General features: G+C 38.4%; 13 protein-coding genes. 8 read left to right on the top strand and 5 right to left on the bottom strand.

All coding sequences use genetic code 11. The features are described 5' to 3' along the window. Together LG276_RS21380 and LG276_RS21375 are read right to left on the bottom strand one after the other, a co-directional pair. Entirely contained in the window at window positions 1-1,383 is a 1,383-nt protein-coding gene (locus LG276_RS21380) for an acyclic terpene utilization AtuA family protein (protein WP_224936680.1), read from the bottom strand. 129 nt (window positions 1,384-1,512) lie between these two features. Further along, window positions 1,513-2,256, bottom strand: coding sequence for a GntR family transcriptional regulator (locus LG276_RS21375; RefSeq protein ID WP_251162263.1), 744 nt, complete (start codon window positions 2,254-2,256; stop codon window positions 1,513-1,515). 181 nt (window positions 2,257-2,437) lie between these two features. On the opposite strand from LG276_RS21375, the gene LG276_RS21370 reads away from it, so the two are divergent. Together LG276_RS21370 and LG276_RS21365 are read left to right on the top strand one after the other, a co-directional pair. Further along, window positions 2,438-3,799, top strand: coding sequence for a TRAP transporter large permease subunit (locus tag LG276_RS21370; RefSeq protein ID WP_404292783.1), 1,362 nt, complete (start codon window positions 2,438-2,440; stop codon window positions 3,797-3,799). Window positions 3,800-3,809: 10 nt separating this feature from the next. Next, window positions 3,810-4,079 (top strand): hypothetical protein, encoded by a 270-nt coding sequence (locus LG276_RS21365; RefSeq protein ID WP_224936677.1) that lies wholly within the window; start codon window positions 3,810-3,812, stop codon window positions 4,077-4,079. 373 nt (window positions 4,080-4,452) lie between these two features. Here LG276_RS21365 and LG276_RS21360 read toward each other — a convergent pair whose 3' ends face one another. Beyond that, complete coding sequence (locus tag LG276_RS21360) at window positions 4,453-5,139, bottom strand: helix-turn-helix transcriptional regulator (protein WP_224936676.1); 687 nt, start codon at window positions 5,137-5,139, stop codon at window positions 4,453-4,455. A gap of 118 nt (window positions 5,140-5,257) precedes the next feature. Between LG276_RS21360 and LG276_RS21355 the strand changes: the two genes are divergently transcribed. After that, window positions 5,258-6,163, top strand: coding sequence for a DMT family transporter (locus LG276_RS21355; protein WP_341105527.1), 906 nt, complete (start codon window positions 5,258-5,260; stop codon window positions 6,161-6,163). Between the two features lie 44 nt (window positions 6,164-6,207). Here the strand turns inward: LG276_RS21355 and LG276_RS21350 are convergent, their stop codons facing one another. Together LG276_RS21350 and LG276_RS21345 are read right to left on the bottom strand one after the other, a co-directional pair. Then, a complete protein-coding gene (locus LG276_RS21350) occupies window positions 6,208-7,029 on the bottom strand; it encodes a hypothetical protein (protein WP_341105529.1) in 822 nt (273 codons plus the stop codon). A 335-nt stretch (window positions 7,030-7,364) separates the two neighbouring features. Further along, window positions 7,365-7,811, bottom strand: coding sequence for a hypothetical protein (locus LG276_RS21345; RefSeq protein ID WP_341098047.1), 447 nt, complete (start codon window positions 7,809-7,811; stop codon window positions 7,365-7,367). Between the two features lie 172 nt (window positions 7,812-7,983). On the opposite strand from LG276_RS21345, the gene LG276_RS21340 reads away from it, so the two are divergent. The 5 genes from LG276_RS21340 to LG276_RS21320 all read left to right on the top strand — a co-directional run bounded on the left by LG276_RS21340 (window position 7,984) and on the right by LG276_RS21320 (window position 12,741). Further along, the gene (locus LG276_RS21340) at window positions 7,984-8,706 is read left to right on the top strand and encodes a GntR family transcriptional regulator (protein ID WP_224936672.1); all 723 of its coding nucleotides are present in this window, start codon (window positions 7,984-7,986) and stop codon (window positions 8,704-8,706) included. A 171-nt stretch (window positions 8,707-8,877) separates the two neighbouring features. Next, entirely contained in the window at window positions 8,878-9,942 is a 1,065-nt protein-coding gene (locus LG276_RS21335; protein ID WP_251162487.1) for an ABC transporter substrate-binding protein, read from the top strand. 15 nt (window positions 9,943-9,957) lie between these two features. Further along, the gene (locus LG276_RS21330; protein ID WP_224936671.1) at window positions 9,958-11,025 is read left to right on the top strand and encodes an ABC transporter ATP-binding protein; all 1,068 of its coding nucleotides are present in this window, start codon (window positions 9,958-9,960) and stop codon (window positions 11,023-11,025) included. A gap of 4 nt (window positions 11,026-11,029) precedes the next feature. Continuing rightward, window positions 11,030-11,944, top strand: a complete 915-nt coding sequence (locus LG276_RS21325; RefSeq protein ID WP_341105533.1) for an ABC transporter permease — start codon at window positions 11,030-11,032, stop codon at window positions 11,942-11,944. Continuing rightward, window positions 11,941-12,741, top strand: coding sequence for an ABC transporter permease (locus LG276_RS21320; protein WP_224936669.1), 801 nt, complete (start codon window positions 11,941-11,943; stop codon window positions 12,739-12,741). Before LG276_RS21325 ends, LG276_RS21320 begins: the two co-directional genes overlap by 4 nt. The last annotated feature ends 12 nt before the right edge of the window (window positions 12,742-12,753 follow it).

Raw genomic sequence — 12,753 nt, 5'->3', positions numbered from 1 at the left:
TTAAACTTTAATGGTTTCTTGTATTGTTTCAATGTTTAGTTTGAAAAGGGACATAGGGTCTTTAACTGGTAAAGTATGATTAATGGTCCACGAATAAGAAGCGGTGGAAGGAAGGACCTCGTCTACAATAAATGCAGCTGTACCAGCCGTTCCCTTTACTTCTGGTAAGCGTGCGTAGAAGATTTGTCTTGTGCCCATGAGTGTAATCGCTTCGGCTAGTTCTTTTGTGTCTGCGATCCCTTCGACTACAATGCCGAGTTCGTGTGATTGAATATCTCGAATAGGTTCCATTTCACCCATCACCCCATTTTTGCCGAATATACGGTAGTTCAGATGATAGTTTGTAGTTGGGAATTCTTCTTTTACTTGTTCTTTGCTTAACTGTATGACTTTATCAATATGTTGAATGGTATAGGGGTCACGAACTCCTGCGATGCCAATATATTTTTCGCCGACTTTACCAGAGCCTTCTATTTTTATTTTTGTGTCTCCCTGAATAGGTATATATTTTTGCCCTGTAATTCTTGTTGTCTTTTCATCGTATTGTTCGTACTTGCAATGGGTCATGTCAAGCATACCCCCGGCAAAGTATTCAAAATAAGGATTTGACCTCTCATACATTGCATGGCCCGCAACGCTAGCAATGGTACATTTTTGATGTGGTGCCATTGCAGTGACCTTTACATCATTATGTGTAATCGTACCAATTACACTTTCTTTAGCCCCGTAAGGTTCTGCACAAAATGAGGCACATTCGAGAACTTTACCTAAATAATAGGCATGTTCCTCTGGAAATCCTTCAAAAATAGCTGGGGCTGCGAAAACAGCGCAATCGCTTGAGCGGCCACCAATAATAACATCTGCCCCCATTTCTAAAGCTTTTATATAAGGGTGGATGCCTGCTACCGCTACCGCCCTAGTTGTCTTTTCAACATCTACTTTTGTTAAATCCTCTCGATTATCTAAACCTTCTATTCTAGTACCTTCTTTGATTCTATCGGCTAGATATACAGTGTCCACATCAGAGTAGAAATAGGCAATCTTGAAAGGTGGGAGTTGATGTTCCTTAGCTAAATCCTTTATAATCTCTACATATAAATCTACTCTGCTTTTCGTGCCGCAATCACCCGCAGAACCGACAATCATTGGTACATTTTGTTCACGTGAGGCGAGCAACATTAGTTCAAGATCATGCTTTTGCCATTGGTACATACTTACTGATCGGTCTGCACCTAAAGCGGCAGCTCCAATATCGTCGCTTCCTGAATCGCAACAATAATAATCAGGTTTTGTAGCAGCTGCAATACGAAAGCTCTCCTCTTTTGTTGGGGCAAATCCTAAATGTCCATTCGGACTAACGATTCTTAATTGTTCTTTTGTCATAAAGATTCCTCCTTGTGCTAAGTTGTTATAACCACTTAATACAATATAATACACTGATAAAATTATTTGTCAATTCAGAATTTAATTAACAAATAAAAAAAGCCAACAAAAAAGTTGGCTAGGCAGGTTTCACAGTTTTCTTTTTATAAAAAAGCGATATTGGTCACCACGATAGAAGGCTTCCCTATATTCTAAAGGATAAGCATCTTTATACATGATAGAAGTTACTTGGAAAATGGGCCAACCTTCTTCAATTTGCATTGTAGATGCAAGTTCCTTATTTGCTGTATGTGCTTCAAATGTTTGTTCTAAGTGAGTTGGCTGATATGTATTTGTTAAAGGGTAGAGATCCAATGTTGAAAAAGGTTTACCTTGTGTTTCCATTGCTTGTGCATTTGGCATGATGGATTGCCCGACAGGTATAGAAAAATAACTATTATAATAGACCATTGGTTGTTCATCACCGTATCCGATGAGCTGAAGATTACTTACATAATCGGTCGGTTGAAGATTAAGTATTTTAGCCATTTGGACAGAACTGAGTACTTGTTTGTTTGCTAATATTTTGGTTGAAGCAATGACCCCTTGTTGTTCTAACATTTGTTGAAAACTATTGATTTGCTCTAAAGGTTGTTGTAACTTGGTTTTTCGTGAAATAAAAGTGCCCACTCCATGTGTTCTATAAAGAATACCTTGGTCTTCTAATTGTTTAATAGCTTGACGAATGGTAATGCGGCTTACAGCAAAAAGATCGCAAAGTTCCCTTTCGGAAGGGAGTTTTTTACCGGCCTGCCAAGTTTCTTCATTTACTTTTTCTTGAATAAGCTGTGCAACTTGTTCGTAGAGTGGTGTAGAACTATGACGATTAAGCATTTTTAACACCTTCCTGATCCAACTTAGTTTATGTGATTATAACATCTAAAGGGAAATAACTACCATATTTTAATAAGATTTAGAAACTTCTGAATACTTATTGAAAAAATAAAAATACCTGCTATAATATCAAATAAATTGATATAACCACTTATGACAAATTGGGGAAAGAGGGATGTTAATGCCTGCTGCTTTATGGATACTATTAGCATTATTAGTCTTTGTAGCTGTATTTTTTGTGGTTTTTAAGCGACCTATGTATGAAATAATGGCTCTTACCTTTGTTTTTATCATTGCGATTACAGGACAGTGGAATAAGTTTTTAGAGTATTTATTGTATCCTTCCACAAGTAGTTTATTTTATGTGATCTTTGCTTTTATGGTCATTGCTGTACTTTTCGATGCAACAAATGTTGTTAATAGAATTGTGCAGATTATGATTTCCTTAGTTGGAAGATTTAGAGGAGGAGCAGGCTATGTTGCCTTATTAGGGAGTACATTTATGGCATCATTGTCGGGGACAGGTCCAGGTAATGTTGCAACAACCGGTGTATTTACGATTCCGATGATGAAAAGGACAGGGTTTCCTCCGCATTTTGCAGCAACAACAGAGATGTCAGCAAGTATGTTAGGTAATATTATCCCTCCAGCTGGAATTATTGTTTTGACATATGGTGTGCTTGAAAAAGTCTCACCTGGTAGTATCACATTAAGTGGATGGATGGTGGCAGCATACAGTATAGGTGTTTGGTTCTTTGTCCAAAGATGGTTAACGTTGTATGTGCTTTGTCGCGTTTATAAAGTACAGCCGATTCCTGCTACAGAAATTCCTTCTTTCAAAAAAAGTTTGAAGTCGGGTTGGGCTACTTTATTCATTCCAATCATCATATTCCTCCCTCTATTCTTAGATGCACAGGCAAAAGATTGGTTATTAGGTAGAATTGGGGAAAGTGGTAGTGGGGCCTATTCTAGTTCGGTATTAATGTTTACCCCTGGTTTAGCTGGAGCTTATGCTGTTTTTATCGGTAGAAAGTCGTTTGCTAAAAGAAAAGAGTTTCTATCAAAAATGTTGTCAACTTTTTCAGGCTCACTTCAACAAGTAGTACCTATTGCGGTTACCATTTATTTTGCTTATGCCACTTCACAGGCTTTCTCTGGAATTGGTGCAGAAAAAGCAATCGAAGAATGGTTTGTTTCATTAGGTTTAAGCATAACGCTCCTTATTATTATTATTCCAATTTTCTTTATGGCTCTTGGTATGGTATTACCTGGAACTGCGCAAGTAGCTATTCTTGGTGGTGCAGTAATTGCTGCCGCCAGTGCACTTGGGGGCGACCCTATTCTATTTGCAGCTTTATTACCAGCTATGACAGGTGCGCTAGAGGGAATGACCCCTCCACTCGCATTAGGCATGTACGTGGCGATGGGGATAGCAAATTCTGATTTTACAAAAACGGTCAAACTCTCAGTAATATGGGTTATTCTTCATTTAATATTGTGTATGATCTTACTAACTGGCATACTACCAATTTTAGGGTTATAGGGGTGATGATATGAGTCTATTTAAAAAGATATATGGAATGATTGCATTGATTACATTAACTTTGGGGTTCATTGTGGCAATCCTTTTTCTAATAGCTATCGTTATGGGTGGGAATCAAGGAGAATTAATAGCCATTTTTGCTGGTATAGTGATGAATTGGTGCATTAAGTTAGCGGCGATAGCAGTATTGTTCGGCATTATTGATATATATATACGAAAAGAACACTCATTAACGATGAAGAGTGAAGGGAAGAAGGAGGAGGAAAAGTTATATATGTGAGGTTTATGGATAATAAGCCTATTAGCAGAGCCAACAAACCATAGGAGATTTTGTCTTTCTTACCTTGATAGTGTAGTAGGAAAGGAATGTTCAAGAATATTTTACAAAAGGCTGCCAACCAGCAGCCTCTTTCACTTTATTCTCCGCAACTGGTATTGTGATGTTTAGATGTTTACCGTAATTTCCTTTACAACTAACACTTTTTTTGTTGCTGAAGCTGCGCTTAGTTGTAATAGTTATTAGTTATAAAAATGGGAGCTGTGTTTGACAAATTTTTTCCTTATTTCCCGAGAAATGATTAATGATGTCGGAATTTGTTTAGAGGTTATTGGCTATTTAGAACATAATATGAGAAATAGTACTTGAAAAGAAGTCATATGGATAGTCCAAAAAATTCTTTAAATCCAGATTTCCCCTCGGTAGTTATAACAATTTCCCTCGAGTTTTCTCTAGATTCTAACCACCCCAATTCGATATATCTTTCAAATAGACCATTCCCTAAAGCGCCGCCTAAATGGTGTGTACGTTCACTCCAGTCCAGACAAGCATGGCAGAAGGAGCGGCGTTTTCTAGATAGAGCAATTAAATCTATTCCTAATTCTTTGAAAAAGTGCTCGCCTTTTGTTGTTATGATAAACCTCTTATTGGATTTCTCAATATATCCTTCTTCTTGCATGATATTGGTTAATGTCACACTCAGACGTCCAGCTAAATGGTCGTAACAAGTTCGGGCGTTTTCTAATCTTTTTAGTTGGCTTGATTGTTTTAAAGAGCGAACTTCAGGTGGAGGGGAGATGGACATAAATATTTCTAGTGTGTTGGCCACTTCCTCGTTTGCTAAGCGGAAATAGCGAAATCGGCCATTTTTTTCACTGATCACGAGATTGTTTTCTACTAGTTTGGCAAGATGAAAGCTGGCTGTCTGGGGTTTAATGGTGGCCATATAGGCTAGTTCGCTTGCTGTATGGAATTTTCCATCCATTAAAGCTGCCAGTATCGTGGCTCTAGATTTTTCAGCAAGTAGGGCTGTTAGTGCCGTAATATTCGGATGTATACTCATTTTTTCACACCTCTGTATTCCATACTTCGATAAGTATCGTATGATATAGGTTTTATAATAATACGAAGAAAACCTATTTACAAGGTAGGTGGGGGTATTGTTTGGGAGGATAATATACATGAAGAAATTCAACTTTTTTACTTTAATTATGTTGACTACAGCACTAATGGGTTCATCTTTTGCGATAGGGAAAATAGGGTTAGGTTACTCATCCCCTTTGTTATTGGCAGGTTTACGCTTTTTTCTAGCTGGTTTAATCATGATGGTGATTGTGTTGATACAGAAGAGAGAGCACCCTCGTAGCATGAAAAATTGGGGGAGAGTGCTATTAATAGGTTCTTTTCAAACAGCTGGGGTCATGGGATGCATATTTATCAGTTTAAGAACGATAACAGCAAGTGAATCTTCTATTTTAACTTTTATGAATCCGCTATTAGTCATTGTTTTTGGCACTATTTTATTGGGTCACCGTTATAAATGGTATCAGTGGAGTGGTGTTGTCTTAGGTTTCGTAGGCGTAGGAATTACATTAGGGGGCATTAATGATTTTAGGGTTGGTCTAGTGTTTGGCGCTTTTTCTGCTGTTTTTTGGGCTATTTCTACTTTATTAGTTAATCGCTGGAGTGGGCGTTTCGATACGTGGGTGCTTTCTGCTTATCAGATGTTGTTTGGTGGCGGCATTCTCCTATTTTTTAGTAGCGTATTTGAAGAACCATACTTTCATGTGACGAAGCATTCAGTGCTTATTTTGGTATGGCTAAGTATCATGTCCTCTATTGTGCAATTTGCGGTTTGGTATTTCCTTTTACAAAAAGGCAATCCAGGGAGGACGAGTTCCTATTTATTTTTAGCACCATTCTTTGGTGTTTTGACTGGATACGTCTTGCTTGATGAACCTATTTCTTTTTCACTTTTAGTTGGGGGTTCATTTATTTTATTAGGCATTTATCTGGTAAATAATAGCTTCAAAAAAGAAGTTGTAGGCGAAACTTCTTTCGTACAAAATAAAACAAAAAGTGGATAATAGATAAACAAAAAGGCCGCCATCCCGAGGCGACCTTTATTCACTCATTCTCTGCAACTATACCCTGAAATATCACTACTTCCAAATGCACCATACCGGCCAGATGGCCAAAATATGCCTTGTGTTTGCCCGTTTGCGTCGTGCCCTGTAATATGCATTAATAGGATTTGCCCATCCGTTAGTTGGATGATGCTCCATTTGTTTACACAGGCGGAACCTTTGCTTTGTAGAATGTTTTTGGCGGTTTGTGGATTTTTTAGTAGAGAGTGATATTTGTTGACGGTATAGTGTGATGGTGGTGCGGGTAAGGCAGGTGCTGTTGATCCTTCCTCACCAGCGTTTTCACCTGATTGTCCGTTGCCATTTGTCCCACTACTGCCTTCTGATTGCCCGTTTTGTCCGTTTGACTCGTTCGGTTGCGGGATAAGTTCGGTTAGATCCTCTAAGCTTGGCATACCGCCATTTGATCCAGACCCTCCCTGTCCAGGGAGGATGTCTTGTAAGTTTGGTAAACCTCCACCATTACTGTTGGATCCGTTTTGTCCTGGTAATAATTCTTGTAAGTTTGGCATGCCGCTTCCATTTCCATTTTGTCCTGGTAGGAAATCAGCTGGATTGGGTATACTACCACCATTATTTTGTCCGGGCATAAAGTCCCCTAAGTTTGGCATACCGCCGCCGTTATTTGGTGAGCCTTGGCCAGGCATGAAATCATCTAAGTTTGGTGCACCTCCTGATGGGGGCCCATCTCCTCCTATAAAGCCGCCAGCGCCAGGAAATCCTCCCGGTAAGCCGCGAACGTTATGGGTATAGCTCTGAGGTTGATAATAAGGTTGTGGCCCGAATGGACCGTAATAAAAATACATACTGTGCCTCCTCATGCAAATCTCCGTATAGTGTCTTCATAATTTATGATGAAATCACCCAATTGTGCTTCGCCAAATAAAAAAATTTTCTATTATAGTCATACAAATCATATATTTTCCTTGGATGGTATTCTTTTGAGCATTTATTTTATACAAAGGATGCGTTATTCGTGGATAGAAGTTTAAAAACGGGGTGGTAATAGCGAAAACCACTTTATATTCTGAGTAACGGATTCTTCAAAAAGAAAATAAGGTCCCAAAAGGAGAGAAAAATGGCAGGCAAGTAAAAAACACGACCAGCCCTTAATGTTAAAGGGATGGTCGCATGTTGTATCTTATTGACAATAAGGGTGCCACGGCATATATGCACACCAAGGTGGTTTTCCACCAGGTGTTCCGCCGCCTGGATTAGGCATCCCGCCACCGCCGCCAGGTGCACCGCCTCCCGGTTGTCCGGTTGGTCCTCCAGGTGTTCCGCCACCGCCGCCTGCACCACCAGTAACTTCAGGTGGTGGGGTAAATCCAAGTGGTGTTAACCCAGTTAGTTCTGCGCGATTAATCCTCATAAATTCTGGCACATGACTACCAGGGCGATAGACATTTAACGTCACCACTCCTGTAGCTGCATCAAAACCTAATAATTGAGCAACAACCCATCCAAGCCCGGTGATGTGCACTCGAATATATTGATTTTGAAATTGATTAAGATTCTGAGTGGCTTCACCTGGTGACCAAAGAGTGGGTTGTGTTCTATACACATGATAATAATTATATGGATACATACCTAATCTCTCCATTCCATTTTTCTTCAGCATAGTGTATGCCTAGATAGCTAGCATGGTGAAGGGAGATTTTGTAAGGATAAATTATCAGAAAACATTGACAAATAAAACAAGTCAGCTTAAACTTATGATTTATAAAGTTATAATATTATAATCTGAGGAGTATACATATATGGAAATTAATAAAGATTCACATCTCCCATTATATCGCCAAGTGGAGCAGGTGTTGGAGTATAAAATAAGTTCAGGTCAGTGGGATGAGGGTTTTCAATTGCCCACTGAACAGGAGTTGGCTACATTATTTAATATTAGTACGATAACAGTAAAGAGGGCAATTATTGAGCTGGTCAATAAAGGCTTTTTGATGAGACAACGAGGGAAAGGGACATTTGTTTTAGGAAAAAGAAAAGAACAAGATATTAATCAATTAATCTCGTTAACAACTGACCAATCGGAATCGCACCCCCATGAATTGTTACACTTTGCTATAGAGATTGCTTCTAGTGAAATGGTTGAGAAGATGAAGTTGAACCATGGCGATCAGGTGGTAAGAATTGAACGTTTAAAGCTTGTTGATGGTGAACCGATATCGCTGGAATATACATATTTACCATATGTTCATTGTCATGGAATAACAAGTGAAGATATTAATAATGATTTAATTTACAACATGCTACGCCATAAGTTTCATATCAATTTAGGAAAAGCTAAGCTTTTTATAAAGCCTTATATAGCTACAGGTAAACAAGCAGAGGTATTAGGTATTTCTGAGAATACAGCCGTATTTGAGTGGGAACGATTTACATACTCTAAGGAAAAGGAAATCGTGGAATACTCAATGTTTTATGTGAGACCGGACAAAGAAACTTATTTTACAGAAGTTGATTTTAATTAATGGAGAGAGACGTTTGCTTGTTTCTTCTCCTTTACCCTATAAAAGTTATAATATCATATTATTATATTTTTATTATTAAATTACTGAATATTTAAAATTAAAAATCTATTATAGGTAATTAGGCAATCTAATTATAAATGAAGTCAATCTAATGATGGGGGTATGGAAGTGATGAAGAAATGGATGGTTATCGTAATCGTTGGACTGTTACTTTTGGTTGCAGGATGTGGTGGTTCGACTGAGTCAAGTGGTGAGGAGAAACAACAGACACTTGTATTAGCTGCATATGGTGGTAGCTATGAACAAAAGATGAAGGAAGTGTTGATTCCTAAATTTGAAAAGGAAAATAATGTGAAAGTGACTTACATTACAGGTAGCTCTGTTGATACGCTATCCAAAATTCAGGCACAAAAGGATAATCCACAAATTGATGTTGTTTTTCTTGATGATGGACCACAGGCACAAGCAAAATCATTCGGGTTATTAGCTCCTTTAGATGAAGAGATCGTTACGAATTTAGCTCATTTATATGATATTGCTAAGGACAAAGATAATATTGGGGTTGGGTTTGGATTTATTACTACAGGTCTTGCATATAACAAAAAGTATTTTGATGAAAATGGCTGGGAACCCCCAACTTCATGGAATGATTTAGCTGATCCTAAGTATAAAGGCAAGTTAGTATTGCCTTCAATTGCGAATACTTATGGCGTTCACACATTATTAATGGCTTCACTTGCCAATGGCGGAAGTATAGAAGACATGGAGCCAGGTTTTGAGAAGATGAAAGAAATCGCGCAAAACACTATTACTTTTGACAAAACAGCCGATGTTTCTAATTACTTCTTACAAGGGCAAGCGGTAGCAAGTGCCTGGGGGAGTAGTCGTGTCCTAACATTACAAGATTCGGGTTTTCCAATTGAATATGTTACCCCGGAAGAAGGGGCGCCAGCCTTAATGGCAACTGTTAGTGTTGTGAAAGATGCCCCAAATCAAGAGTTAGCACAGAAGTTTGTTAATTTCGTTTTAGATGAGGATGCGCAGCAATTATTTGCAGCTGAGTTATTCGATGGCCCAGCTAATAAAGAAGTTGAGTTAGATGAAGAGGTAGCAAGTAAAGTCGTGTACGGCGAAGAAGAGATTGCTAAGCTCATTAAAGTTGATTGGGAAGTAGTGAATAGTAAGCGTGCTGAATGGACAGAGCGTGCGAATAAGGAAATTGAAGTATCACATTAAGGAGGTGAATCAATTATGGGTTACTTGCGGATAAACAATTTAGTGAAAACATTCAATCGTACAGAAGTAGTGAAGGATCTAACCTTAGAAATTAGTAAGGGGGAGTTAATTTCTTTTCTTGGTCCATCTGGATGTGGGAAAACAACGACATTAAATATGATTGCTGGCTTTCTGGATGTCGATGGAGGACGAATAGAGGTAGATGGACAAGCCGTTCATCTGCTTCCTGCTAACAAAAGAGAAATGGGGATGGTATTTCAGAATTATGCGTTATTCCCACATATGACTGTGTTTGACAATATTGCATATGGGCTCAAATTGAGAAAAGTATCAAAGGTAGAAGCAAAAAAAAGAGTGTTAGAAGCATTAGACATGGTTCGGTTAGCTGGCTATGAGAAAAGGTATCCAAAGGAATTATCAGGTGGGCAACAGCAACGGGTATCATTAGCGCGCGCATTAGTAATCAAGCCAAAAGTTTTGTTGCTTGATGAACCTTTAAGTAATCTGGATGCGAAGCTAAGACAAGAAATGCGTGAAGAGATAGTGGATATTCAAAAGCAAGTAGGTATCACGACTATTTTTGTTACACATGACCAAGAAGAGGCCTTAGCCATATCTGATCGGATTGCCGTGATGTATGAAGGGCGAATTGAACAAGTCGATGATCCAATAACCATCTATAATCAACCTAAAACGGACTTTGTCTCTCAATTTATTGGAGAAGTTAATAAAATACAAGGCGTAGTAGTAGGCGGGGAGAATGGGAATGAAAGTAGAGTTAATTTCTATGGAGATGAACAGTTACTTCCTTTCCAACTCCGAACGAATGAGAAACTTGATTTTTTTGTTCGACCAGAAAAAATTGTCATTACTCAAAAACATGAGGGAGAGGGATTTCAATCGATCGTAATGAAGAAAATGTTCTTAGGTGCTAAAACAAGGTATTTCCTTAAAGTAGAAGATAAAGATTTAATTGCAGACATTCCGAATACAGCTTTAAATCCACACTCAATTATAGAAGGCAGTAAAGTGCAAACCTTCTGGCAAGCAGAGGATATCCTGCCTTCTAGGAATGTGAGGTGAGGAAATGGAGTTAAATACACGCGTAGATAATGAAATCTTCCTTATGCAAAAGAAAAAGAACTTTAAAAAACGGAGAGATACATGGTTATTGCTCATTCCTACACTAGCTATCTTTCTTTTCTTTTTCTTGCTCCCCTTGTTCTTTTTATTTGTTACTAGCTTTAAAACGTTTGATGCTGGTACTGGGATTGGCAATCAGTGGACGCTAGCGAATTATATTCAATTTTTGTCTGATCCTTTTTATATAAGTGTGCTTTGGCGAACAATAAAAATTGGTTTTATTACGACAATCATTACAATTATTATTTCTTATCCTGTTGCCTACCAAATAACGAAGGCCAAGCCTCGGATGAAAAATTATTTAACATTGCTGGTTCTGTCTCCTTTGTTAATTAGTATGGTTATTCGTTGTTATGGTTGGGTCATCTTACTATCGAATAATGGGGTGATTAATCAAACCCTAATGACAACGGGATTGATTAATGAACCGGCTCCCTTACTTTATAGTGAATTTAGTGTAATTGTCGGAATGGTACATGTGCTGTTTCCTTATATGGTGTTAAGTATTATGGGGGCTTTAGAGAGAATTGATCCTTCTATTATTCGCGCTTCAAAAAACTTAGGGGCAAGTAACTTGAGAACGTTTGTGTCGATTGTATTGCCATTAACTTTACCCGGCATTTTCGCAGGCTCGGTAATGGTCTTTAGTTTAAGCGTTAGTTCCTTCGTTACTCCATCTATTCTAGGGGGACCACAAGTGAAAGTGATGTCCTATATTACTTATGAACAGGTGGCTGTTATGATGAACTGGCCTTATGGTGGAGCGATTGGCTTCTTATTGATCTTAGTTGCTACCATCACCATCCTTATATACAGTAAAGTCCTTAGCAAATCGGAAAAAGGGGTGGCGATCCAATGAAGAAAAAGTTACCGAGCATATTACTAAGTCTTTCTTGTTTAATAGTGTATTTATTCTTATTGGCACCCATTGTCGTCGTTTTATTATCATCTTTAACCACGACAGAATATATCGTTTTTCCACCTGAAGGCGTTACTTTGAGATGGTATATAGAGTTAATCGAACATCCGGAATTTATCGATTCCTTCATCTTAAGTATCAGTGTAGCTTTTGGCACAGCAATCATTGCAACAATCATTGGTACCATGTCTGCTTTAGCAGTTGTTCGAAGGGAGTTTAAGGGGAAAAATGCGATTGTACAATTAATTGGTTCACCCTTACTTATACCTTCAGTTGTCTTTGGTGTGGCGCTATTACAATTTTACTCATGGATTGGACTAGCAACAAGCCCACTGTCATTAATCCTTGGACATATTATATTAACTGTTCCATTTGTAATGAGATTAGTTGTTGCTAGTTTAGTAGGGTTTGACCGAGTGATTGAACAGGCTGCAATGAATCTAGGCGCCAGTTCTATTCGAGTGTTTTTTGAAATCACTTTACCGGTGATTAAGTCCGGGGTTATTGCGGGAGCCATCTTTGCATTCATTACATCGTTTGACGACTTAACCGTAGCCCTCTTTATCGTAAGTACGGATGTAGTGACATTACCGGTACGAATCTATACGTATATGCAATATCAATATGATCCCATTATCGCCTCGGTGTCTAGCATCATGATCATTATGACGGTCGTTCTAATGATTATAATTGAGCGGGTGATGGGAGTAGGGAAAATATTCTCTTCTAAAAATTAGAGAGGTGAAAGT

Origin of the sequence: Cytobacillus kochii (assembly GCF_044790165.1) — a bacterium.
Lineage (GTDB): Bacteria > Bacillota > Bacilli > Bacillales > Cytobacillaceae > Cytobacillus > Cytobacillus kochii.
The sequence above is the reverse complement of the archived record's forward strand: the minus strand, read 5'-3'. Positions and strand labels throughout refer to the sequence as shown.